This window comes from Peptostreptococcus anaerobius 653-L (assembly GCF_000178095.1).
GTDB lineage: Bacteria > Bacillota > Clostridia > Peptostreptococcales > Peptostreptococcaceae > Peptostreptococcus > Peptostreptococcus anaerobius.
Genome location: NZ_ADJN01000072.1, coordinates 49,812 through 74,642 on the forward strand (window position 1 = coordinate 49,812; position 24,831 = coordinate 74,642).

The window sequence follows — 24,831 nt, forward strand, 5'->3', positions numbered from 1 at the left end:
CTATATACACCGAGCAATATGAATTTTTCTAGGCTTGAAAATAAGTATAAAAAAACTCCCATCCTCCGACATATGTCAGAGGACGAGAGTACTAAAATCAATACTTCGTGTTCCCACCTCTATTCGCCACAACCTCACGATAATGGCCTCATCAGGTACAAGATACTATACCTTAGCACTGTAACGGGTGCACCCGTGGTAGCCTACTCTAATTTCGGTACCCAACTCAAAGATGTGTTCAATAATCCTCATCAATTGCTTTTCACCAACCAGCAACTCTCTGCATGACTAATATCATCTACTAGTTCTTATCCTCGTCTTCTATTCTATAGCGTTGAATACATCTTACAACTAAATCCTGAAAGTGTCAATACCTTTTTCAGAAAATTTATTTATATTGTTACTTGCAAAAGTAAATTCCGCTCTGATCTAGAATTTACTTTTACTGAAATCAATTTATTTATCGATATTTTTATTCTTGTTGGTCCATGCAACCTGATGTACATCACCAAAAGAATAGTCCTTAAACCTGTCTGTGTACTCACCCTTATAACCTATCAGATACAAGATCACCAACTCTATGTAGGATATTCCCAGTAGGATTATATTGAACATGGATTCAAAATCCAAATATATTTTTTTATTCCTAGATGGGTGGACAACAGAATTCCTGTAAAATGTTATGGCATCAACAGAATCACTAAAGTAAGTCTTTATATTATCTGACATATCGCATTCTTTTGGTATTGACCCATCTATACCACAGTGATCTAATAATTCTCTAATATTCCTCTTAGAGCTGTGCTTGTCGTACACACTTTGCCTATAAGTATTTTCTGTTTCTACCAATACAACGTAAGAAAGCATCTCTAGGGCTGTTTGGACTGATATTATATTATTACCAAGGTTCATACCATTAATGGCCTCCATATACCAGTCTAATACATTGGATATTGTATCGTTATAATAGTCCTCTTCAAGTTTTTTACACATAAGTGACATATACTTTTCTATATTGTGGTAATTGGATATAGTGCTAGTCCAGTTAAAGACAAACTTATAGCCTGACCTAGCCATTCTATACCAGGCCCTATACACTTCCCTATCCTCATGATATCCATAAGTATTTGGTATTGATACATATCTGCCTGATGCAAAACTTAGTGCCGTAGCTATCCTGCTTATCATCTGGTCAACCTTCCTGGTATTAAAGGGCGCTTCATTTTTCCTGTATATCCTACCTGTATGAGTGATAATATTAGAAGACTTAGCCTCTAGGGATGCCTTGAGGTCTTTATTGTAACCATAACTTTTATCTATTATTATTTTATAATCATTTAAAGTAAACTCTATCCTGCCAGCATATACTAGATCTTGGTATTCTACTAGCTTACCCGGTATCTTGTCCATATTTACAATGTCAAACTGTACATAGTCAACCTTATTATCCTTTGACTTGATTACAAAGTCATTGACATAGCCTTCAATATGATTATTTTTGATACTAGTAATGTCAGCATCAATCAGTTTATATCCTAGAATCTCTAAAGTTACACTATCCATCATCAAACTAGGCATCTCCTCTTCTAATTCATCAAACTTGTATATAGTGCCCTCAAATTTAATAGAGGATGTATCAGTCATATCATAGTATACACGTCCATTAAACCTTATGTTGACTGATGAATATATACATAGATTACCTTCATAGATTGTGAGACTCTCATCCATTTGCTCTAGACTGTATTTTGAAACTATTGATTTATTACTTATAGTCATAAGTTTTGTCACCCTTTCTAACTAATCCATCTCATTAAAGGCTGTGGCAAGCATAAGTTTAATCCTGTTTAACTGATTTACTGATGTAGCCGATGCATCATAATCTATTGGTATGATATTGGCATTTGGATATTCTTTTTTGATAGCCTTTATAACACCCTTGCCTATAATGTGGTTGGGAAGACATCCAAATGGTTGCATACATACGATATTATTGCAGCCACTCTTGATTAACTCCAACATCTCCCCTGGCAGTAACCAACCTTCACCAGTCTGGTTGCCAAGAGACACAAATCTCTTTGTGTATTCAGCTACATCCTCAATCCTATCAGGCGCTTCAAACCTCTTACTCTTAGAAAGAGCTTGCCTGTATATCTTTTGATAGGCTTCCATGATCTTGACTATGGACTTGCCAATTAACATACTCTTGTATGAACCTTCAAGTTTTTTGTATTTATACAAGTTATTATAGGCACTTGTAAGAAAGAAGTTCATAAGGTCTGGTACTACCACTTCAGCCCCTTCTTTTTCAATAATTGATATTAGGTCATTATTAGCTATAGGTGAAAACTTCACTAAGATTTCTCCTACTAAACCTACCTTAGGCTTTTTGCTTTCTAGTATTTCAAGATTATCAAAATCCTTTATTATATTTCTTATATTTGATTTATAGTCACTGAATTTTGCATTTCTTAGGGATTCCTTACACCTATTAGACCACTTTTCATATAGGTCATTAGCAGAGCCTTTAATTTTTTCATAGGGCCTTACCCTCAATAATACCTTCATTAAGAGGTCTCCATAAACCATACCCATAATTATCTTGTTAATAACAGGTAGAGTAAAGTGGTCTTTTAGTCCATTGTCCTCTACGCCCTGGGCACTTATTGACACCACTGGCACCATTCCAAATCCAGCTGATTTTAAGGCCTTTCTAAGGAATCCTATATAATTGGTAGCCCTGCAGCCTCCACCTGTCTGACTCATAAGTACACTTGTATTATGAATATCATATTTGCCTGATTTAAGGGCCTGTATAATTTGACCTATTACTATTATTGCAGGATAACAAGCGTCATTGTTCACATACCTCAAGCCTTCGTCGATTATATCCGATGACTTATTTGTTAGAACAACCATTTTTAAACCCGAATCATTTAGAGCTCTTTCTAAAAATTGGAACTGTATTGGTGCCATTTGTGGTGCCAATAATGTATGTTCCTTATTTAGACGAGTATTTTTTTCATATTTAATGCTAGCTTTGGTAGTAGCTTTATTATTTCCAACACTAGTCTCTCTTTCCTTTATCGCAGCCTTCAAGGACCTTAGTCTTATCTTTGCAGCTCCTAGGTTATTACCTTCATCTATTTTGATTACTGTATGTATTTTTGATTTTCTATCTAGTATCTCTTCAACCTGCTCTGTTGTTACTGCATCTAGTCCACATCCAAAAGAGTTGAGCTGGACTATCTCTAAATTATCGTGGTCATTACAAAACTCTGCAGCCTTGTACAATCTAGAATGGTATACCCACTGGTCAACAACTCTCAATGATTCTTTTGCATTGGCCATATGACATACAGAATCCTCTGATAAAACTGCAAAACCAAGACTGTTTATAAGTTCTGGTATGCCATGGTTTATCTCTGGATCAAGGTGGTAAGGCCTACCTGCCAAGACTATGCCCTTCTCGTTTGAAGATGCTAGATAGTCTACTATTTCTTGCCCTTTTTTTCTTATGTCATCTTTAAATTCATCATACTGTTTACTTGCAAGATCAACCGCCCTGTTTATATCTTCATGTCTTATGTCTGGATAATGATAGGACATGGCCTCGTACAGCCTCTTCTTAAGCTTTTTCTTGTTGTTCAAAGATACGAAGAAATTGATATACTTTATATCTTTTTCAGCTAATGACTCCATATTGGATTTTATAACTTCTGGATATGATGTCACAACCGGACAATTATAGTGGTTGTCTGCATCCATATTTTCCAGGACCTCATGGGTAACAGAAGGATAAAATATGGTCTTTATTCCTCTTTCTATCAGGCTTTCAATATGTCCATGTACTAGCTTAGCTGGATAACATACGGTATCTGAAGCAATAGAACTTATACCCTTTTCAAATAGCTTTTTTGAAGATTTTTCTGATAATACAACTGAAAATCCTAATTCAGTCAAAAATCTATGCCAAAATGGGTAATTTTCATACATATTTAAGACTCTAGGTATACCTATTAGCCCTCTTTTGGATTGGTTTTCATCTAATGAATTGTATGAAAATAATTTTTCATACTTGTATTTGTACATATTTACAGGTTTTGTCTCTTGTTTTATTTTCTTATGGCTATAAATAGCTTCACCTACTTCACACCTATTGCCTGAGACAAATATCTCACTTTCAGAAAACTTGTTTATTGTTAGTAGACACTTATTTGAGCATCCCTTACATCTAGTAACACTTGACTCTACTTTTATACCGTTTAACTGATTTATATTTAATATATTAGACCTTTGACCCCTGTATCGCTCTTTTGATATAAGAGCACAACCAAATGCCCCCATCAGACCTGCTATATCCGGTCTAGTCACATTTCTACCTATCAATTTCTCAAAAGACCTAAGCACTAAGTCATTGTAAAATGTACCCCCTTGAACTACTACATGGTCGCCTAGGTCTGAAACATCTCTCAACTTTATAACCTTAAATAGAGCATTTTTGACAACAGAATAGGCCAAACCAGCAGATATGTCAGCTACACTTGCACCTTCTTTTTGAGCCTGTTTGACCCTTGAATTCATAAATACAGTACACCTAGACCCAAGATCAACCGGATTATTGGACCCAATACCCTTTTGTGCGAAATCCTTGACATCCATATGGAGTGACTTGGCAAATGATTCTAGGAATGATCCACACCCTGAAGAACACGCTTCGTTGAGGATAATTTGGTCTATTACACCATTTTTTATTTTTAGACACTTCATGTCCTGACCGCCTATATCAAGTATAAAATCAACATCTGGATCAAAAAATTTTGCTGCCTTGTAGTGGGCTATTGTTTCTATCTCACCACCGTCAATCCTAAGAGCCTTTTTAAGCATCTCTTCTCCATAGCCAGTAACAGTCGCCTGTGATATACATGATCCCTCAGGTATTTGTGAATATATATCTTTCAATATTTTTATACTCATATCAAGAGGACTACCCTCATTTGAGCCGTAATGAGAGTAGAGTATCTGCCCCTCATCTCCCATCAATATGGCCTTTGTGGTAGTAGATCCAGCATCAAGTCCTAAATAAAATCTTCCCTTGTAAGAACTTATATCTTGTCTTTTAACACACGCCTTAGAATGTCTATCAACAAAATCATTATAGTCGTCATCATCTTCAAATAGGGAATCAATTTTTTCAGCCTGAGAGTCCTCAAGACTATCTACTGAGTCTACTTTTTTAATCAAACTACAAATAGAGTTTATTTTTTCCTTTTTAGACAATAGGGCTGCCCCCAAAGCCACATATAACTGGGCATTTTCTGGAAAGATTATATTTTTATCTTCAAGCTTTAAAACATTTTTGAACTGCTTCCTAAGCTCGGACAAAAAGTATAATGGTCCACCTAAAAATGCAACATTACCCTCTATTTTCCTACCACAAGAAAGTACGCTTACAGTCTGTACAACAACTGCATTAAAAATACTCATTGCTATATCTGCCTTTTTTGCACCATCATTGATTAGGGGTTGTATATCAGTTTTTGCAAATACACCACACCTTGAAGCTATCGGGTATATTACTGAATAGTCTTTTGCAAGCTCGTTTAGTCCACTAGCATCTGTCTTTAATAGAGATGCCATCTGGTCTATAAAGGCTCCTGTTCCACCTGCACATATACCGTTCATACGTTGGTCAATGCCACCTGACAAAAATGTCACCTTTGCATCCTCTCCACCCAACTCAACTACTACGTCAGTTTCTGGATTGTAGTGTCTTATAGCTTCGGTACTAGAAATTACTTCTTGCTCAAATCTTAGGTCTACTTTCTTAGATAGACCTATTCCTCCCGAACCTGTGATAACAGTTTTTAAACTAACATTACCCAACTTATCATATATCTTCTTTAACTGGTCGCTAACTGCCTTTTTAACATCTGAGAAGTGCCTTTTATATTCACTAAATAACATCTCATTTTCTTCTGTCAAAACTACGGCCTTCACTGTTGTAGAACCTATATCAATTCCTAATTTTAAGATTCCATTCATTATAGCCCTCCTAATAAACATACTATTATACTTAGATTTCTTATTTGTTAAACCATCTTAATAATATACACTAATTATACGTCACTTGAATAATGAATGTCAATAATATGCTATAGTTTAAAATATAAGTAAATGACAAAGAATACTATTTAAAACACATAAAAAAAGGAGGCTAGCCTCCTTTTTTTTACATATACTTAATCATTTAAATTCTTATTTCATCTTTTCTGATACGATATTTACAAGGTCATGAGTTCTAGTTGCATATCCCCATTCATTATCATACCATGAAAGTATCTTTACTAATCCATTGTCCATTACCATTGTTGAAAGTCCATCAACTATTGAAGATCTTTCATCTCCCTTGTAGTCTACAGATACAAGAGGCTTGTCTGAATATCCCAATATACCCTTTAATTCACCTTCTGATGCTTTCTTAAGAGCTGCATTTACTTCTTCAGCAGTTATGTCCTTTTTCCTTACATTTACAACTAAATCAACTATTGAAACTGTCTGAGTTGGAACTCTTAGAGAGAATCCATTTAATTTGCCCTTTAACTGAGGAAGTACAAGAGCAACCGCCTTAGCTGCACCTGTAGTTGTAGGTATTATTGAGGCTCCACAAGCTCTAGATCTTCTAAGGTCCTTGTGTGACTTGTCCAGTACCTGCTGGTCATTAGTATAGGCATGTACTGTAGTCATCATACCATTTTCTATACCAAATTCTTCATCTATTACCTTTGCAACTGGAGCTAGACAGTTTGTAGTACAAGAAGCATTAGATATTATATTGTGTAGGTCATTGTCGTACATATCTCCGTTTACACCAAGAACTAGTGTTATATCTTCGTTCTTAGCTGGACAAGTAATGATAACCTTTTTAGCACCTGCATCTATATGTCCCTGTGCATCTTCTCTCTTTTTGAATTTACCAGTGTTCTCTACTACTATGTCAACACCAAGTTCCTTCCATGGTATTTCCTTTGGACTAGCTGCCCTAGTTATCTTTATTTCTTTTCCGTTCACTACTATTGTATCATTATCTTTTACTTCAACTTCACCCTTGAATGTTCCGAAACTTGAATCGTACTGGAATAAATGTGCTAATGTTTCTGCATTTGCCCTAGCATTGATGGCAACGATTTCATACTTTGCATTCGCATCCGCTTCTACTAGTCTAAGAACTGACCTTCCTATTCTACCAAATCCATTTAATCCTACTTTTATTTTCATACTCTTCCTCCGTCATATATTTTCGTTATTGGGGACTTTAAATTAATTAGTGTATCATATATATCCCCTCCTCGACTATATTGTATATCATTTTTATTTTTTTTGCAATAAATATCAAGAAAAAAATGTTTTTTTAAGCTTGTTATTTATTTATTATAGTATTTAGCCTGTATTTTGATATACTATATATAAAAAATACCTAATAAACTATACATATAAAAAGACTGCATAAAAATGCAGCCCGATTTTTTATTTAATTTATGTAATTTGTAAATCTATGAGTTTCTGAATAATCGTAGAAAAGCTATCACTAACTATCCTTAGAAAGGTTATCAATAACCAATCTCAGAAAAGCTATCAATAACTAATGCTTATAGTATCTCTTTACAATGATATCTGGATCTATTCCCCTTCGATAGGCCCTCTGAAAGACTTGCATATCCCTCATAACCATGAGTATGCCTATATCAGTAAGAGGCGGTTTGTTAAACCTACCCTTTCCAGTGTAGAACCTCCTAGAAGAAGTGACTATCCTAGTATCTATCTGGACAAGATCATATACACCCTTAGCCCTGATAGAAATATCATAGTCCTCCATAATCCCTATCTCTTTATAGCCACCCAGTTTTTCAAAGGCATACCTAGTAAAAAATACGCCCTGGTCACCAAAGGCTATTTTCCTTTTCTTGGCCCTAAACCTCGACATAAAACCGCATATCTTCATAAGGATTCTCGAGTCATTAAAGTAAATTGACATACAGCCAAATTCAACACCCCTGTTGGCAGAGCTAATTATATCATCAACCATTCTTAATTCAATACTACTATCGCAGTGAAGAAAGAGGATTAGGTCATGCTTAGCCATTTCAAAGCCCTTGTTCATCTGTCGGCCCCTGCCCTTGCCCGACCTAATATACTTGTATTTTGGACCTATTATATCCCTTAAGAGGTCCGAGTCAGATTGACGATAGCCATCAACAAATATAACTTCAAAATTATCCTTGCCTATTGAGTCTAGTTGCCTTACAATATTTTTCACATTTTCTAATTCATTATAAATAGGTATAACTATAGATAGCTTACTATACATTTACTCTCCCTTTATTTTGCTTTTGTACTTATCTTCTAATAGTTCTAATAGATGTGCTTGTGCTTGTGTTTGTGTTTATGCTTGTACTTTTATTTATATTAGTCCAGCTATTAGAATCTTCTAATCTTCTATAAAGTCTCTAACTAGCATATCTAAGTAGTCAAGGTCTAGATATGCCTTTAATTTGTTAAATGTAAATTCATTGAGCAAGTCTTTTTCTGACTTGTTGTACTCAACCCAGGCCATGGCACACCAAGTTACACCCCTCAAACAGTTCATCCTAATATAAGAATAGACCTTGTCCCTGAAGCTTTCAAATTGATCTAACTTAAACTCATAATATTCAATACCGTAAAATTCCTCAAAGTAATATTTTAAGAATCCCTCTACTTGGTCTCTTGTAAATATTATATCCGTCTTCCAAAATGAAGTCGTAGGTGCTAGAAAATGGCCTAGGTCTTGTTCTTTTTCACCAATAATAGGCTTTTCCCAGTCTATAAGGTAGGTCCTGTCACCTATTATAAAATTCGATGAATTTAATTCAGTATTTATTATTGACTTATTGCCTTCTTTATCAGTACTATTTTGACCATCATAACTAATATCGAGTCTGTCACATATTTGCTGGACCCTTGCGAAAATCTTTTGAACCCTCTCATCAACCCTAGGATCAAATAGGTCGCTTGACCTGTACTTACTGTACATATTAGTTGATTCCTCAAGTATAGCCTTAAATGGATTGTCAGGTTCTACCAAAGAGTTGTCGTCTGGTATACAAGTTTTGTGAATCATGTTCAAACATTTGGCAGCCGTAAGTAGGTCCTTCTTGTAATCCATAGGTCTCCCCTGGATAAAAGCCATCACAAGATAGTCTCTAGGGAAGTCCTTTTTAGAATCATCATAAAAATATGGTACTGGAGTAACCCCGCTTTTGCAAACAGCCTCAAGCCCCATAAATTCATATGCTATCTGGTTTTTCAAGTTCATTTGACTGGCATAGTTTATCCTAAATACCATATCGTCTATTTTCCTAGCCTCGTATATGACCTCAATCCTATAGTTACAGTTATATTCTCCATTTGCTAGGAAACTAGTCTTGAACTCTAGCTTATCTATATTATTTTTTAGGTCACTAGGAACCACAGGAGTATTTCTTTCTCCTTTATCTATTTCTAAGCCTCCTATATGTTTTTTACTTATTAAATAATTATAGTACCTGTCAAAAAACGCACGAGACTTAACAAATCTAGCAACATCTCTTGTATCTAGCATATCAACCATATATTCCAAGTCCTCCTCTAGTAATTTTAGTATCCCAAACTCACGAGGTATTCATAGGTATTGGGATATGTATGTCTATCAAACTTATTTACGATATTTATGATATCCTCTTCTTCATCAATATCGACTAGAGGATCATTTATCTTAATCTTATCAGTCGTCTTTTTAGCTAGTTCTATAGTCCTCTCAACAACTGTCTGTCCCTCATACTCGCCCATATCAAAGACCTCATTGTCAAGGTTATTCATACCAATCAGGCAATAACCATCGTCCTCTGTAGGTGTGATTACAATGTCACTATCATCCAATGCCTTGAGAGAACTATTAATATGTACTGAGCAAATCTCAGGTATATCGGATCCTATCAAGACTAGGCTATCATAGCCCAAGTCAAATGAATCAGAAAAGGCGTTCTTCATTCTTTGCCAAATATCCTGTCCTCTCTGTTCTATAAAAACATCAGCATACTTAAATATATCCTTCAATACACCCGGACCTATATAAGACTCAGCACCAGAGTTTGTAAATACAATTAAGCTGTCCCCCTCAATTCTACTAGTCATCAGTTCTAGGTCATTGAGAAAACAAGTATGCAAACGGGCACACTCTAGTTGGGACAGCTTTTTTTCAAGTCTAGTCTTAGTATATCCAGGGATTGGTATTCTTGTAAAAATAATTAACCCCTTCTTCAATACATAACTCCTTATATTTTATATTTTTATCGATTAGATTCTGCTACACACATTTAAGCCACAATCATTTAAGTAATCCTTAGGCTTATCGAATATATACTGCATATGGTCCATACCCTCAATAATCTTTATCTCTCCTGAATGAAGATTCTTTATTTCAGGTAGGTTCATCCTTGCCTTGTCTTTCTCACCGAACAAGAACTTTATCTTTGTATCCGGTCTATAGATGGCAGATGGCAATGTATAGTCGTAGCATGAAAATGAAAGTTTTTTAATTGTGTCATTATCCAAATTCTTATATACATTTAGTATATACTCTTTATCACTCATAGAAACATACTTATATCTTGGGTCATTATCAAACACCTTCATGCCCCTAGTCTTAAATTCCTTCACTAGCTTTTTAAGCTCCATATAGAAGAACATCCCTCTGACCTTACTCTGCTTTAGAGCCGGTGCATCAAGAACAGCTACATCTATTTTCAACCACAATTCCTTTAGTATTTCAAATGCAACGGCAGCTCCAAATGAAGCACCTAATAAAAATCCTATATGATCTATCTTGTTTTCTTTTAACCAAGAAACTATCTTGTCAGCCTGATATACTCTAGGTGTAAAATCGTGGTGTGGATAGTCCAACCCTTCAAGTCTAGGAACAACTACATAATAGCCCTTCTCTAGATACGGTATTATACCCCTGTAGTTACTTGCACCAGGATAAAAAATACAGTGTATTAAAAGTGCGACAGGCTTAGTCTTATCGCCGTATGTTTCAAAAATCATAACGTCCTCCATAATATTATTACCTTCTATCTATGAATACTATACAACCATAAACTAAAAATGTCAATTCATTTTATAAATGAAAGAAATAATATGATTCTTGCATTTATATGTCACTTTATTAAATTAACTGTCGGTTTTCGCTTTATATAATTGTATTTTTGACTTTCAAATTGATGCACAATTTGAAATTTTCTTCATTTAGTAGTTTTACGTCATTTCCATAGGCCAAAATTTCCAAAAATCTGTTACATTCCTCTGAATTGTAAAATGTATTCTTGTTCCTTCCTTCGCCAACTATTATATAGTCTAAGTCCTCATCAATAACATCTCTAACCTCTGCCCCATCATTGATTAAACGTATTTTAAGATCATTACTATTCATAGTTGAAAGATCGTTATATAGGTAAAACTTACTTCCCAAAACACTAAACTGGTCAACTAATTCACCCTTGGTTTTTGAAGGATATTCTATTGATAATTCATCATTTAGTCCGTCAAATTTATGTCTAGCCGTATATTCTTCTAGATAATCAATTTTAGAAGTCAATAATTTTTTATCTATAACCTTAATTTTCTTGCCCTTTATATTAAAAGACAAAACTCTTTTTAAGTTTGGATTTTTTTCATCAAATTTTAATTTTTTTGATTGATTTGAGAAAGTGGCTATATCATCCACAATCAAAAAGTTAGTATTAGAAAACACGTCCCTATGAAGCCTAATATCAAACTTCTTCAACCTCTTCTTAAAACTATGAAAATCATCACTTGAAACCGACATGTCAAAGGACAAAGAGCTTCCTATAATATCAAGTGCCAAATAGTCCTCTCTCTTCATATTCTCATAATGGCTATTCCAATTTTTTGCATTTAAAGACTTCATTGTCCTATTCTTAAGTATACGATTCTGTTTATTATGCCTGTCTTCTATCCAATTGGCAAATAGCTTATCAGGTATAGATGAATACTTTGCCTCTATATCCTTGTAAAGATTTATATAACAGAGATTGGTCCTATAGGCATCTGAACTAGCCCTGTGTGTATCTATGTTTTCAATACTATACTTGTTACATAGGTTTACAAGAGAGTACTCCCTATCATCAAGAAACACTCCTAGGGCCTGTGTATCTATATATTTATTTGTAAATTCCTCACCAAAAACCCTCATGTAGGTATCTTTTAGTAGGTTTATGTCATTGTTTACACCATGCCCAACCAAGATGCTATCACCGACAAAGTCCCTGAATTTTTTTATTACATCAGCCTCTTTTTCAGCCTTATGGATGGATATATTGTCTATTCCAGTCAAGCTCTCTATAAATTTATCTATATAGTATATCTTATCTCCAAATTCTTCACATTCAGATAGTAATCTACTGGATTTAGTTACCTTCCTAGATCGAGGTGGCCTAATCAGTGACGAATATTCATCAACCACCTCAAAATCTATGACTTTAAAGGCACTTATCTCTATCATATAGTTAAACTTTGAATTTCCTGTTGCCTCTAGATCAAACGATACATATGATTTAGGTAGGAAATCAGCATGTCTAGATGCTATTAAGTTATTTTCATGTTTTTCTTCCACTTGTCTACCTCCGAATTCCTACAAATATTATACCATAATCGTTTATATATTAATATTGAATAGTTAAATTAATTATTGGAGGACTATTTATGTGGGTAGATAATTAATATATATCCTTATTATATTTAAGACTTTTAGTCTTAGGAATGGAGAATTTATGAAAAAAAATTTAAATTGTATAAGAGCTTTAATTCAAAAATTTGATATTGGAGATAGTTATTCAAGAGCGGCTGAGATGTCTTTCTACCTCACTATGTCAATATTTCCGTCTCTAATTTTCGTCATATGTGCCTTGGCCTATGTGCCAGAGGTCAATGTAGTGACAACATCAGAGCCCATCAAGAATATAATACCTGCTGAAGCCCATACAATCGTTGTATACTTTATAAAGTCAGCAGTGACCCACAAGAGCCAAAAACTCCTAATCGTATCTGCAGGACTTGCTGTGTGGACTTTTTCAAAGGCTGTCAATTCTATCCTAGTTGCTCAAAATGCCTACTATGGCTTTGAAGATAAGAAGAACCCTATTATTGCCAAACTTACGAGTCTTATATTTGCAGCCCTATTTTTTATAGAAATTATACTGTGTATAGTCTTTTTGGTATATGGTTCTAAAATATCTGAATTTATAATAGGTCTACTTGGAAACGTTGAGGGTTCCAATATGGTTCTCGGTATAATATTTACTATTGTGAGATATCTTGTTCCTATCTTGGTTATGATTGTAATATTCCTAGGAATCTACAGTTTTGGACCATCTAAAAAGATACCTTATAAATACTGTTTGCCCGGCGCTGTAGTGACTAGTCTACTTTGGTTGTTGTTCTCTATGCTATACTCAGTATACGCCAACAACTTCTTCAATGGAGAAATATATGGAAGTATATCTACCATGATAGTTCTTATGACTTGGCTATACTTCTGCTCCCTATCTGTTTCTGTGGGATATAAGGTCAACGCCCTTATATATTTCTCAAAGAACGAAGAATTCATAAGTGCGTGTTAGTATAAATACCTATAATAAAACCTCTAATCTACCATCCCTTTAGATGATTGATTAGAGGTTTATTCTTATATTGATTTTATCATTTCATCGAAGCTTTGTGTCAATTCTTCTAATCTTCTTATTGCTACTGAATCAGACTTATCATGTGTTCCTATATATATCTTTATCTTTGGTTCAGTTCCAGATGGCCTAAGGGCTATCCACGAACCGTCATCCAAATAGTATTTTAATACATCAGATATAGGGAAGCCTTCTACTCCCTTTTTGAAGTCATCTAGCCTAACTACCTTTGACCCATTTATTTGGTTCAGGCTTTGACCCCTCATAGTATCCATTATCTCTTTTATCTTTGCAGAGCCTTCCTTGCCCCCTAGGTAAATAGAGTTGGTATTTTCTCTGTAATAACCATTTTCTTGGTATAAATCTATAAGTGCATCATAGATACTCTTACCCTTGCTCCTGTAATAAAGTGCCATTTCAGCTATCATAAGAGTAGCTACTACACCATCCTTGTCCCTGCACTGGTCGCCTACTAGGTATCCATAACTCTCCTCATAGCCGATTGTGAAGTCCTTTGACCCATCTTTTTCATATTGGGTCATTTTTTCACCCAAAAACTTAAATCCAGTAAGTATCTCAACGACTTCAACTCCCATGTCCCTAGCTATATCAGCACCAAACTCAGAAGTTACTATAGTCTTTATCATGCAGGCCTTGTCTGTGAGTCTATTAGTTTCCTTTAAGCCCTTTAGTACATAGTCAGTAAGTAGACCACCTATCTGGTTGCCACTTATTAGTATCGGCTCTGAATTCTTACCTCTAACAGCTATGCCTACCCTATCACAGTCTGGGTCGTTTGCTATAAGTATATCTGCCTCTTCCCTTACCATAAGGGCTATACCACGTTCTAGAGCTTCCTTCTCTTCTGGGTTAGGCTTGTCTATACCAGCAAAATTCTTGTCTGGCATTTCCTCTTCAGGAACTACTATTATATTTTCAAAACCACAGTCTCTAAGAACTCTAATAACTGGAACCCTGCCAGTACCACAAAGAGGTGTATACACAACCTTAAAATCCTTGGCGTACTTTTTAATTATATCCTTTCTTATGCTGTTTCTTTCTACAGCCTCAATAAATTCATCATCCAGGCTTGAATCCAGCATGACAGCCTTGTCCTTATTAGCTTTTTCATCTAAAAGTGGGAGTACATCCAAGCTAGAATCCCTGTCTATTGTCTCCAGCACTTTCTTGGCAACATCAGGCATTATCTGTGCTCCATTGTCTCCATATACCTTGTAACCATTGTAGTTTGAAGGATTGTGACTTGCTGTGATCACTATACCACCTATACAGTTGAGTCTCCTAACAGAATAAGATAGCATAGGCGTTGTCCTAAGATCATCAAAATAATAAACCTTCATGCCCATACCTGATATGACTCTTACAGACTCCATACAAAATTCCCTAGACATTTTTCTATTGTCATGGGCTATAACAATACCCCTATCTGCTGCATCTTCAAAATTATCCATGAGGTACTTAACAAGACCATATGTAGTTTTTCTCACTGTATATAAGTTCATCCTGTTTGTACCAGCCCCTAATATACCTCTTAAGCCTGCTGTTCCAAACTCTAAATCTCTATAAAACCTATCCTCTATCTCTTTTTCATCGGACTCAATGGCCCTTAGCTCATCCTTAGTTTCATCATCTATATATGAAGCTTCTATCCATTCCTTATACAATTTCATGTAATCCATAGTTACCTCCTCATACTGATAGGGATTTTTGTTCCCTGCCACATCTATATTTTAAGCTATAGTATAAAAAAAGTAAACAATATAATAAAAAAAGCACCCCTCAGGTGACTGTCCTAATAAAAGGATCAACCCCCAAGTGGTGCTATTGAAAACTTATACTACTTCATTGCATTTAAGTTAGCTTCGATCTTTTCCTTTGGCATAAACCCGATTTCTCTAGATACTTCTACTCCATCCTTGAAGAATATTACTGTAGGAACAGTGTTTACTCCATATTCCTGAGCTACTTCCATAGCCTGGTCTATATCAACCTTTGCAAAGTAGGCAGCATCCTTGTTAGCTTCTGCTACATCTGCAAATACAGGACCTAGCATATTACAAGGACCACACCATGTTGCGAAAAAGTCTACAACTGCTAATCCCTTAGCTTCCTTTACATTCTGTACAAATTCACTTCCATTAATTACTTTTGCCATTTTAAATTCCTCCCGATTATTTTAGATTTTATTTTACATTAAATCCATCTATCATTTTGATATCATCTTTAACTTATACTATATTAATACCAAAAACTATAGATTTAAAACATATACTTATTTTCTTTTGCCCTTGAGTTCTCTGCCCCTTGGCAATTCAATGATAAAGCTAGTACCTTCTTTTAATTTTGACTTGACTCTAATGCTACCACATAGGGTATTGGTTATCAGTTTTGCTATTGAAAGACCAATTCCAGAGCCTTCTATGTTCTCTGCCCTAACTGCATCACTCCTAAAGAATCTTTCAAAGACTCTTTTTTGGTCCTTGGCGCTTATGCCAATTCCCGTATCTTTTACTTCAATTACAAGCCTGTCCCTTCCCTTAGGACTTGCGATTAACTCTATAGAATCATCTGTATTTGTATACTTAAAGGCATTGTCTATCAATATTCTCAAGAGCTGAGATAGTTTATTTTTATCTGTATACAAGATTGGATTTTTGATAGAGCTAACATCGTACTTGAAGTGCTTGCCCTGGTATTCAGCTATTTCATTATAGGATCCACTCAACTCATTAAATAAATCAATTATACTCACAGACTCTGTATTTATCTTTACTATTGATTCCTCTTTTGTAAGTGACAATAGTTCAGATATCATTTTTTTGAGCTGCCTAGTCTCTCTCATGGCAACAGCAACAGTCTCTGCCTCTTCTTCGATAGTACTCTCTGGTGATTTTAGGAGAGACTCAAGTTTTGACTGTATTATAGCAACCGGCGTCCTCAGTTCATGAGAGGCATCCTGTATAAACTTGACCTGGTTGTTCCAAGATGTCTCAATAGGTTTGAGTGCCTTCTTAGACAAGAGCTTGGCTATTATATAGGACAAGAGCAATGATATAGAGTCTGATAGAATCAATAGGGTTATAAGGTGGCTTAGTCCCTGCATTTCAGAGTCTATGTTCCTCATAATCCTAAACTGGTACTTGCCACTTTTAATATAAAAAGTCCTAAATTTATAACCGCCGTATATCTCGTTAATGTACTCGTCTTCTATATTCGGCCTTATACTAGGCATCTGGCTGAAATACCTATTCTGGGTATAGTACCTGATTTCATCACCCTCATATATATATACTATATCCCTTGGGTCTTGTAATATAATAGGATTTAATATAGAATCCTTGTCAAAAGCGTTGCTGACAAACTTATACTCTTCTTGAAGAGAAGTATCTATATTTGACAGTATGGATACCTTAAAGTAATTGAAAATAAATATGCTGACAAAAATCATAAAAATCTCAACTACAAACATAATTGTAAATATAAGATTTTTCCTTGTCTTTATAAAGGCATTATTATTTATCATCTAGTATGTATCCGACCTTTCTCTTTGTCTTAATATACTTGTCATAGTCAAATTTTGATAGTTTTTTTCTAAGATTACTTACATATACTTCGACTATTTCTATTGTAGCATCAGAATCTATTCCCCAAATCCTATCATAGATCTGCTCCTTTAATAAGATTGACCCCTTATTTAGAACAAAGTATTCAAGTAGCTTAAACTGCTTGTTCTGTAGCTCTATTTCTTCGTCATGGATAAATACAGCCTTCTTCTCAGAATCTATCTTTAGGTCCTTAAATTCAAGGTATTTGTTGTCCTTTATCCTACCATTTGTCCTAAGGATGGCAAATGTCCTAGCAACCAACTCATCCATATAAAATGGTTTTGTAAGGTAGTCATTGGCACCAAGAGTAAAGGCTTCCATCTTGTCATCTAAGGATTCTTTGGCAGTAAGTATCAGTATTGGTGTATCTATACCAGACTTTCTAGCCTCCTTTAATATAGTCATACCATCCATATTAGGTAACATCAAATCCAGGATTACTAGGTCATATATTCCCTGTTCAATCAGATAAAGACCTTCTTCTCCATCTATACATGTTTCTATTTCAAAATGCTTCGATAATTCTTTTTTCATATCCGCTTGAAGAGTTTTATTATCTTCAACTATTAATACTTTCATATTAACCTCACTTTCCATATGGCAAACTTTCACCATATATTATAATATATCATAAAAAATAGTGAATATCTAGTCAACAAAACACTAAATTAAAATATATTATCAATATCCACTATTATATAATTCTAGCCTATTTACCTTTAGAATCCCTTTATATCTAACATTTTCAAGTAAATAACTAGAAATATAGGTCGATATGATATATAATTATGACTGAAAGGGGTTTGACTATGACGATTAAACAAGTTGGGTTTGAAGACCTATTAAATAAGACTGATTCAAAGAGCAAAAAACAAAAATCCGATAATAAAGAAGTAAAAACGAGTTCAGCAAAATCAAGTGCTAAAAATACAAAGACTAGAAAAACAACCACTAAAAATCCAGCAGCAAATAAAAAGAATTCAAAAACTGGTTCAGCTGCTGTTACTAGAAAATCAAGTCCTAAAAGGGTTTCTCTTAGCCAAGATGACATGGACAAGCTATGTGAAATATACGACTGGTACCTACTAGTCAAGGACCTTGCCCCCCTAAAGAAAATCAAGCTATCAGACAAGTCTACAAAAATAGACCTAGAAAATGATATAGTAAAGGAAAGTAAAAGGGTCAGCATCAATATAGACAAGGAGATATGGGAGGACTTTGACGCTCTTTGCTCCAATATAGGGCAAAAGAAAAACGAGGTGCTTACACAGGTTATAAAGGACTTTATAAATGATCATAAGGATTTGGTATAATATAAAAGACAGGAAATATCTCCCCAAGTAAACTTATGCTTGGTCGAGACAACCTGTCTTTTTTTGTGATTTTTTGTTGTGATTTTTTTGTTGTGATTTTTAGTCTTGCAAAATCAATTTAGAGTACTTCCTACCAGCATCCATAAATATTTCAATATTTTCGTCACTTGTATAAAGTGGTAAATTACATCCTGGAGTAAGTATAAATCCTTTTTTACATTTTTTTCCGGCCATTATTGAGTCTATAACAGCGTCTTCAATCATTTTCTTGTCACCCTTTGATATTATCTTTACCGGGTCGACATTACCTGCTATAGGTAGGTAGTCTGAGAAATACTCACAAGCCTCATGTATGTTCATTTCATTGTCTATACTAAACATGGAAAAGTTAATATCCTTTATATATGTCCATATCTTCTTTGTGTTGCCACACACATGGTAGGATGGCTTAGAATTGTTGACCTTCATCAAATAGTTGCATATTTCTTGGGTTGGACCATAGACAAACCTCTTATACATCTTAGGACTAATCATAGTAGTCGATGCTATAGGGTCTGCCATAGAAAATGATATTCCAATCTTAGAAAACTCATCTATTACAAGCTTTACGCACTCTACAATATATTCTAATAGCCTATCTACCTTGTCAGGATACTTGATCATGGCCTTTAAGAGCCTGTCAGTTCCATAGCAAAATCCAGCCAGGGTAAGAGGGCCTGACAGGGATGCTCCAACAGGGCATATGCCATCACCTATTTCCCTTAGCCTGCTCGTAGCATTATAGTAGGTCATAAGGTTACCTGAACTAAGCTTTATTATATCCATATTATTGACATCATCTAAGTTGTCTATAGCTAGTTTTTTAACTGTTATCAGTCCATTTTCAGGATAATTGGCCTCAATACCTATTGCCTCTGCTATTCCATAGGCATTGGGTCCTACACCCATACCGTCATAGCCAAACTTGTTGAAGGCGGCTATATCTGCGTTTACTAAGTTGTCCTCATTTAACCAGTACTCTCTTGTATTTTTACCTATATACCTAGCCTTTATCTCACCCAAAAATGGATCCATAGGCAACCTATCATATTCTAGACCATTTGATATTGCATACGACCTCTCTATGGGTGTCATCTTGTCTTTTTTGTTTATAATTAAGTCCATATTTTCCTCCTAAAAAGTCATCGCCTTGGCAAAAGCCCTATCAAAACGCTCTTCGTTGGCAAGTTCAAAATAATCTATAGAAGAAGCAAGTCTATCTAATTCATCTATCATGTCTATTAACTTATCACTCGAAGCCTTATCTAGAATATTTTTTCTATATTTAGTAGAAGCCTTACCAGTATCCTTATTTTTATCATAGTAGACCCTAATAAACTTAAGAGCCCCGTTTTTTGATGAATTGCCTAAATAGGTTATTTTATCTTCATATTCCTTGTCTATTATACCCAGTCCAACTAGAGATTCCTTAGGTAGGTGGTAGCCAAACTGACCTGCTATCAATAGCTGATCAATGTCCTCGACACCTAAACCCTGTCTTTTCAGTATCATCATAAGCGATGAATATATAGCACCCTTGGCTAACTGTACAGCCCTTATATCTGCTTGATTGATATAGATGTCCTTGTCCTTATCTAGGTAAAACCTCTTTTCAGAACCAACACTTTCAAAATGGTCTATAAGCGGGTCATCTTCTTCTAGTTCTTCTTTTTTAGCCAACTTCCCCCTCTTGTTTACATAGCCATTTCTCACTAACTCCCTTACAAGGGCCAAAATTCCACTTCCGCATATTCCCCTTATCTCTTGGGATCCTATGGACTTAATCTCTATATTGGAATCAGACTTGTTTTTCTTATCTACTACTACATCTTCAATAGCTCCATCCTCTGCCCTCATGCCGTTGGATATATTCATGCCTTCCAGGGCTGGACCTGCTGCACAAGAGCAAGTGACTATATTACCCTTGTCTATTAGGGCTATTTCACCATTTGTACCTATATCTATAAATAGATACCTCTTTCTTACGTCTATAGGTCCTATACTATAGAGTCCTGATACAATGTCTCCACCAACATAGGCAGACACCTGCGGCATCAATACCAGGTCTGCATTCTTCAAATTATCAATACCCAAGCTAGTAGCCTTTGTTAAAACAGTATCCTTAAATTCAGGTGTAAATGGGTACCTTCCAAGACCATCTACAGATTCACACATAAGAATATGACTCATTGTACAGTTTGCTGCTACCACAATAAGACTAATCCTAGAACAAATGTCCTCCCCAAATGCACCCACCATTTCATTTATTTTTGACACGATAAGCCTATTCAGGTTTTTAAGTCCTTTAGGATTTTCTTTACAATAAGAAATACGACTCAGGACATCTAAACCATAGTTTTTTTGTGGGTTCGTTTCAGAAATTTTCAATATTTCTTCTCCAGACTTGCTATCGACCAAGACCATCTCTATGCCTGTAGTACCTATATCAAGGGCTATGGAAAGATTATCCGACAATACCTTGTTATTGCTAGACCCCAAGCCCCTATATAATACTTTACTTGAGTCACAATTAAGGATAAGCTCCATATCTTCCTCAACCCTAGTCTGACAAGCAAGTACAGATTTATTACGGTCTTCATTTGTCCTTACATATACCCTACACTTTGAACAAGTTCCGTTACCGTTACAGGGGGCTTCAATATCTATGTGATTTGCCCTCAGAATTTCAAGCAGATTTTGCCCCTTTTTAGATTCAATAAGTATTTGTTTGTCTGATGTTTCTATTTTTACTTTTAACTTGTCATCCACTATATCACTTCCTATCAAAGAGGCTACAAGCGACCTTTACAGCCTCTGTAGCAGAATCTGAATATCCATCAGCCCCTATTTCATTTGCAAACTTCTGTGTTACAGGACCACCGCCTACCATGACTTTGACCTTGTCCCTAATACCCATCTCTTTTAACCTGTCTATAACATCCTTCATAAGATACATTGTTGTAGTCATAAGAGACGACATACATACGAGTTTGACATCCTCATTAACTACTGTATCTATAAATCTATCAACCTTGACATCCTTTCCTAGGTCTATCATTTCAAAACCAGCAGTCTCCAGCATTATCTTAACTAAGTTTTTTCCTATATCATGGGTATCACCCTCTATTACCCCTATAACTGCCTTTATCCTATCTCGGCTGTCTAATTCATCTTCAAGACCTTTTTTTAATACTCCTATACCTTCATACATTGCATCAGAGCAAAGGAGCAACTCGGCTATATAGTATTCTTCCTCATCATAGAGTTTTCCAGCTTCATTCATACCCCTTACCAATCCGTCCATTATACCATCATTGGCATCATATCCTTCATCGAGGTAAGTCTGGGCTAGGTCTGCTATGGTTTCATCCTCCATATCTACAACATATGAAGCCAACTTATCTATTAGTTCTTTTTTTCTCTCTTCTGACATAATATCTCCTTATATTGCAAAACATAGATTTTATTATTCAGTCATCCTATTTTAAGCTCTCTACTTGCATCAAATTTCTTGTTCCTATATCAGTATTTCTTCTAGAAATACAGGCACCTGTCACAATATACCTCGGTGCTGGCTTTAGACTTAGATAGTCATTCATAAGAGAATTTACCCTTTTTAGGTCTATAAGACCGACTTCTTCTAAAGAGCGTGCCATTTTAGGGCACATATATATCAAACACTTGCCATCAGCAATCTTAAGAAGCTCCATAAAAAACTCCCTAGTAAAATTATCATATATGTATTTGACCTTTTCAGGCCCCACTATAGATATATCCACCGGTGAGTCACTTATACTTATTATATCGACTCCCAAGTCTATGAGGTCTCTAGAAAAATTTATAAGATGATCTTTTAGGAGGTCCAAGACTATAGCCATAACCTGCTTTTTTTTGACCAAGCCCTTGTATACTGTCGTAGAATCAAGCAGGCCATTCAATATTGTAAAGGGACCTGACAACTCATATATGACTTGTAGGTCATCATTTTTCAAGATGGAAATAGAGTCCTTTACCCTAGTTATCCTAGGAGATTCCATGGGACTTGATATATTATCTATCAAGTCTTCAACTTTTGATAGGACAGGGCTATTAATCCTAATCCCGTAGCTGTCCGATTCTATCCTAGCCCCAAATGATTCAGCCTCCAGAGTATGGCAAAAGGGTAGCTGACAAAACTTATCCTTCTTAACTTCTTTAATTTCTAGGGCAAGTCTACTAATAGTTTCAACATCGAAATAAGGGTCCTTGTTTGTATTCTTCAAGGTGTCCGATTCGTATAGGCTTGGGGTTTGTTTGTTAGGACAAAATAGGTAGTCAATCTTATCTGGCATAGGCCACCTCCTAGTGGTAATATTCTAATTAAATGGGTTGCTGATACCTGCTATATTCACCATATCAATGAATGAATACTTTCCACCTATGCTGCAAATGCTCAGGTACTTTTCCCACGCTTTTTTATAGTCTTTATTCATCAGTTCATAGAAGTCCAAGGCACACAACTGGGCCAATACATAGTCTATATAATAAAATGGGTCCTTGTATATATGCCCCTGCCTAAACCAATAACCACCCCTATTAAGTAGGTCCAAATCTTCATAGTCCCTACCTGGCAGGTAGTCTCTTTCAAGCTCTCTCCAAGCAGACTTTCTCTCATCAACACTCATATTAGGATTTTCATATACTAAATGCTGAAAATGATCCACTAGGCAACCATATGGCAGAAACTTGATGGCTGAATCATGGTGGTACTTCTTGTATTTTTCTGTGTCATCTCCAAAGAACATCTCCATCCATGGGTATGTTAAAAACTCCATCGACATAGAGTGGATTTCACAAGAATCCAGGGTTGGAAATACTAACTCTGGAACAGGTATATCCCTAGACATATACATCTGGAAGGCATGACCAGCCTCATGGGTCAAGACATCTATATCGTCAACCGTTCCATTGAAGTTCCCAAATATAAAGGGCTCCCTATAGTCAGGAAGTATAGTACAATATCCACCCATGGCCTTATTTTCTCTTGCTGCAACATCAAATAAGTTATTGTCTATCAAGAACTTATAGAATTCTTCTGTTTCACCAGACATATTCTTGTACATATCCTTACCCTTTTCGATTATATATTCTCCATCTCCCACAAGCTTGGCATTTCCATCCAAAAACTCCAGCTTTTCATCATAGTAGGTGATTTTATCTAGGCCTATTCTTTTGGCTTCTTCCTTATTTAAGTCTTCAATAATAGGCAGGTATTTATTCTTTACATTTTGGCGTAACTTGGCCACCATATCAGAATTATAAACGGTCCTAGACATCCTGTAGTAACCCAACTCAACAAAGTTTTTGTAGCCCAGCTTCTTTGCCATAGAATCCCTCAACTTAACTAGACTGTCAAAAATACTATCAAATTTGTCTTCATTGTCTTCAAAGAACTTGGTATGGGCCCTGATAGCAGACTTTCTTATATCCCTGTCATTGTCAGACATAAATATAGACATATCAGATAGGTTTCTCTTTTTACCTTCAAAATCTATTGAAGCAGATGCAAGTAATTGAGTGTACTCTGACATCAACTTGTTCTCTTCCTGTAAGAGTCCAATTATATCCTTAGAAAAAGACTTAACACTACATCTTATAAGGTCTATATACTGCCTTCCATACTTGGTCTCTAGTTGGTCAACATAGGAAGAATCCAGTATATTTTTGTATAGGTCCATATCTAAATCAGAAAACATTGGACCTAACTCATCCCAGTAGTCATTTTCTGCAGAATAAAAATCATCTGTTGTATCTATGCTAAACTTTATTTGGGCAAGTGTCTTCATAGTTTCCAACCTGTTTCTCATATTATTAATTTTATTTAACAAGTCTAGATACTTATCAAACGACTCAGCCCTATCCATTTTTGACAGGATATCCCTATAAATCTCTTTATATTCATTATAATTTATTCTTTCATACTTTATTTGATTAAAATCCATTATATTCCTCACTTTCATCTATATTTAAATTATATATCATAGATATACAAAAATCAATTTTTACTAAACTACTTGAATTTACTTATAAAATACT

The 24,831-nt window shown here is 35.3% G+C and carries 19 protein-coding genes and 1 other annotated feature; of the genes, 2 read left to right on the top strand and 17 right to left on the bottom strand.

Annotated features, from left to right (window positions below; all coding sequences use genetic code 11):
- Positions 1-75 precede the first annotated feature (75 nt).
- Positions 76-324, bottom strand: a binding site (T-box leader).
- A gap of 132 nt (positions 325-456) precedes the next feature.
- From HMPREF0631_RS09415 to HMPREF0631_RS09450, 8 genes are all read right to left on the bottom strand, one after another.
- Positions 457-1,779 (bottom strand): hypothetical protein, encoded by a 1,323-nt coding sequence (locus tag HMPREF0631_RS09415; protein ID WP_002844723.1) that lies wholly within the window; start codon positions 1,777-1,779, stop codon positions 457-459.
- Positions 1,780-1,800: 21 nt separating this feature from the next.
- Entirely contained in the window at positions 1,801-6,045 is a 4,245-nt protein-coding gene (locus HMPREF0631_RS09420) for a 2-hydroxyacyl-CoA dehydratase (RefSeq protein WP_002844728.1), read from the bottom strand.
- A 213-nt stretch (positions 6,046-6,258) separates the two neighbouring features.
- The gene (gap, locus tag HMPREF0631_RS09425) at positions 6,259-7,278 is read right to left on the bottom strand and encodes a type I glyceraldehyde-3-phosphate dehydrogenase (RefSeq protein ID WP_002844711.1); all 1,020 of its coding nucleotides are present in this window, start codon (positions 7,276-7,278) and stop codon (positions 6,259-6,261) included.
- A 364-nt stretch (positions 7,279-7,642) separates the two neighbouring features.
- Positions 7,643-8,368: a TIGR04283 family arsenosugar biosynthesis glycosyltransferase gene (locus tag HMPREF0631_RS09430; RefSeq protein WP_002844693.1), complete on the bottom strand. Its 726-nt coding sequence runs from the start codon at positions 8,366-8,368 to the stop codon at positions 7,643-7,645.
- Between the two features lie 120 nt (positions 8,369-8,488).
- Positions 8,489-9,649 carry a phosphotransferase gene (locus HMPREF0631_RS09435; RefSeq protein WP_002844702.1) on the bottom strand — a complete coding sequence of 387 codons (1,161 nt, stop codon included), beginning with the start codon at positions 9,647-9,649 and terminating at the stop codon, positions 8,489-8,491.
- Between the two features lie 26 nt (positions 9,650-9,675).
- Positions 9,676-10,341 (bottom strand): TIGR04282 family arsenosugar biosynthesis glycosyltransferase, encoded by a 666-nt coding sequence (locus HMPREF0631_RS09440; protein ID WP_002844719.1) that lies wholly within the window; start codon positions 10,339-10,341, stop codon positions 9,676-9,678.
- Positions 10,342-10,374: 33 nt separating this feature from the next.
- Positions 10,375-11,124, bottom strand: coding sequence for an alpha/beta hydrolase (locus HMPREF0631_RS09445; protein WP_002844737.1), 750 nt, complete (start codon positions 11,122-11,124; stop codon positions 10,375-10,377).
- A 145-nt stretch (positions 11,125-11,269) separates the two neighbouring features.
- Complete coding sequence (locus tag HMPREF0631_RS09450; protein WP_002844683.1) at positions 11,270-12,712, bottom strand: 3'-5' exonuclease; 1,443 nt, start codon at positions 12,710-12,712, stop codon at positions 11,270-11,272.
- A 157-nt stretch (positions 12,713-12,869) separates the two neighbouring features.
- Here HMPREF0631_RS09450 and HMPREF0631_RS09455 point away from each other — a divergent pair, with 157 nt between their 5' ends.
- The gene (locus HMPREF0631_RS09455; RefSeq protein ID WP_002844685.1) at positions 12,870-13,718 is read left to right on the top strand and encodes a YihY/virulence factor BrkB family protein; all 849 of its coding nucleotides are present in this window, start codon (positions 12,870-12,872) and stop codon (positions 13,716-13,718) included.
- A 65-nt stretch (positions 13,719-13,783) separates the two neighbouring features.
- Here the strand turns inward: HMPREF0631_RS09455 and HMPREF0631_RS09460 are convergent, their stop codons facing one another.
- From HMPREF0631_RS09460 to HMPREF0631_RS09475, 4 genes are all read right to left on the bottom strand, one after another.
- On the bottom strand, positions 13,784-15,478 hold the full coding sequence (locus HMPREF0631_RS09460) for a phospho-sugar mutase (protein WP_002844725.1): 1,695 nt from the start codon (positions 15,476-15,478) through the stop codon (positions 13,784-13,786).
- Between the two features lie 158 nt (positions 15,479-15,636).
- On the bottom strand, positions 15,637-15,954 hold the full coding sequence (trxA, locus tag HMPREF0631_RS09465) for a thioredoxin (RefSeq protein ID WP_002844672.1): 318 nt from the start codon (positions 15,952-15,954) through the stop codon (positions 15,637-15,639).
- Between the two features lie 117 nt (positions 15,955-16,071).
- A complete protein-coding gene (locus HMPREF0631_RS09470) occupies positions 16,072-17,322 on the bottom strand; it encodes a sensor histidine kinase (RefSeq protein ID WP_002844692.1) in 1,251 nt (416 codons plus the stop codon).
- Positions 17,312-17,983 (bottom strand): response regulator transcription factor, encoded by a 672-nt coding sequence (locus HMPREF0631_RS09475; RefSeq protein WP_039866565.1) that lies wholly within the window; start codon positions 17,981-17,983, stop codon positions 17,312-17,314. The genes HMPREF0631_RS09470 and HMPREF0631_RS09475 overlap by 11 nt, the downstream gene beginning before the upstream one ends.
- A gap of 230 nt (positions 17,984-18,213) precedes the next feature.
- On the opposite strand from HMPREF0631_RS09475, the gene HMPREF0631_RS09480 reads away from it, so the two are divergent.
- Positions 18,214-18,717, top strand: a complete 504-nt coding sequence (locus HMPREF0631_RS09480) for a hypothetical protein (RefSeq protein WP_002844732.1) — start codon at positions 18,214-18,216, stop codon at positions 18,715-18,717.
- A gap of 99 nt (positions 18,718-18,816) precedes the next feature.
- Here the strand turns inward: HMPREF0631_RS09480 and HMPREF0631_RS09485 are convergent, their stop codons facing one another.
- Genes HMPREF0631_RS09485 through HMPREF0631_RS09505 form a run of 5 tightly spaced genes read right to left on the bottom strand, consistent with a single transcriptional unit; the run spans position 18,817 to position 24,737 of the window.
- The gene (locus HMPREF0631_RS09485) at positions 18,817-19,881 is read right to left on the bottom strand and encodes a methylcobamide--CoM methyltransferase (protein ID WP_002844671.1); all 1,065 of its coding nucleotides are present in this window, start codon (positions 19,879-19,881) and stop codon (positions 18,817-18,819) included.
- 9 nt (positions 19,882-19,890) lie between these two features.
- Positions 19,891-21,525, bottom strand: a complete 1,635-nt coding sequence (locus HMPREF0631_RS09490) for an ASKHA domain-containing protein (RefSeq protein ID WP_002844733.1) — start codon at positions 21,523-21,525, stop codon at positions 19,891-19,893.
- Between the two features lie 4 nt (positions 21,526-21,529).
- Positions 21,530-22,189 (bottom strand): corrinoid protein, encoded by a 660-nt coding sequence (locus tag HMPREF0631_RS09495; protein WP_002844747.1) that lies wholly within the window; start codon positions 22,187-22,189, stop codon positions 21,530-21,532.
- 46 nt (positions 22,190-22,235) lie between these two features.
- Entirely contained in the window at positions 22,236-23,087 is an 852-nt protein-coding gene (locus HMPREF0631_RS09500; protein WP_002844744.1) for a uroporphyrinogen decarboxylase family protein, read from the bottom strand.
- A gap of 24 nt (positions 23,088-23,111) precedes the next feature.
- Positions 23,112-24,737: a M3 family oligoendopeptidase gene (locus tag HMPREF0631_RS09505; RefSeq protein WP_002844673.1), complete on the bottom strand. Its 1,626-nt coding sequence runs from the start codon at positions 24,735-24,737 to the stop codon at positions 23,112-23,114.
- Positions 24,738-24,831 lie beyond the last annotated feature (94 nt).

Excerpts from the sequence above, each read along its gene's own strand:
- HMPREF0631_RS09415 (WP_002844723.1), bottom strand. The coding sequence starts at position 1,779 with ATGACTATAAGTAATAAATCAATAGTTTCAAAATACAGTCTAGAGCAA.
- HMPREF0631_RS09420 (WP_002844728.1), bottom strand. The coding sequence starts at position 6,045 with ATGAATGGAATCTTAAAATTAGGAATTGATATAGGTTCTACAACAGTG.
- gap (WP_002844711.1), bottom strand. The coding sequence starts at position 7,278 with ATGAAAATAAAAGTAGGATTAAATGGATTTGGTAGAATAGGAAGGTCA.
- HMPREF0631_RS09430 (WP_002844693.1), bottom strand. The coding sequence starts at position 8,368 with ATGTATAGTAAGCTATCTATAGTTATACCTATTTATAATGAATTAGAA.
- HMPREF0631_RS09435 (WP_002844702.1), bottom strand. The coding sequence starts at position 9,649 with ATGGTTGATATGCTAGATACAAGAGATGTTGCTAGATTTGTTAAGTCT.
- HMPREF0631_RS09445 (WP_002844737.1), bottom strand. The coding sequence starts at position 11,124 with ATGATTTTTGAAACATACGGCGATAAGACTAAGCCTGTCGCACTTTTA.
- HMPREF0631_RS09455 (WP_002844685.1), top strand. The coding sequence starts at position 12,870 with ATGAAAAAAAATTTAAATTGTATAAGAGCTTTAATTCAAAAATTTGAT.
- HMPREF0631_RS09460 (WP_002844725.1), bottom strand. The coding sequence starts at position 15,478 with ATGGATTACATGAAATTGTATAAGGAATGGATAGAAGCTTCATATATA.
- trxA (WP_002844672.1), bottom strand. The coding sequence starts at position 15,954 with ATGGCAAAAGTAATTAATGGAAGTGAATTTGTACAGAATGTAAAGGAA.
- HMPREF0631_RS09470 (WP_002844692.1), bottom strand. The coding sequence starts at position 17,322 with ATGATAAATAATAATGCCTTTATAAAGACAAGGAAAAATCTTATATTT.
- HMPREF0631_RS09475 (WP_039866565.1), bottom strand. The coding sequence starts at position 17,983 with ATGAAAGTATTAATAGTTGAAGATAATAAAACTCTTCAAGCGGATATG.
- HMPREF0631_RS09480 (WP_002844732.1), top strand. The coding sequence starts at position 18,214 with ATGACGATTAAACAAGTTGGGTTTGAAGACCTATTAAATAAGACTGAT.
- HMPREF0631_RS09485 (WP_002844671.1), bottom strand. The coding sequence starts at position 19,881 with ATGGACTTAATTATAAACAAAAAAGACAAGATGACACCCATAGAGAGG.
- HMPREF0631_RS09495 (WP_002844747.1), bottom strand. The coding sequence starts at position 22,189 with ATGTCAGAAGAGAGAAAAAAAGAACTAATAGATAAGTTGGCTTCATAT.
- HMPREF0631_RS09500 (WP_002844744.1), bottom strand. The coding sequence starts at position 23,087 with ATGCCAGATAAGATTGACTACCTATTTTGTCCTAACAAACAAACCCCA.
- HMPREF0631_RS09505 (WP_002844673.1), bottom strand. The coding sequence starts at position 24,737 with ATGGATTTTAATCAAATAAAGTATGAAAGAATAAATTATAATGAATAT.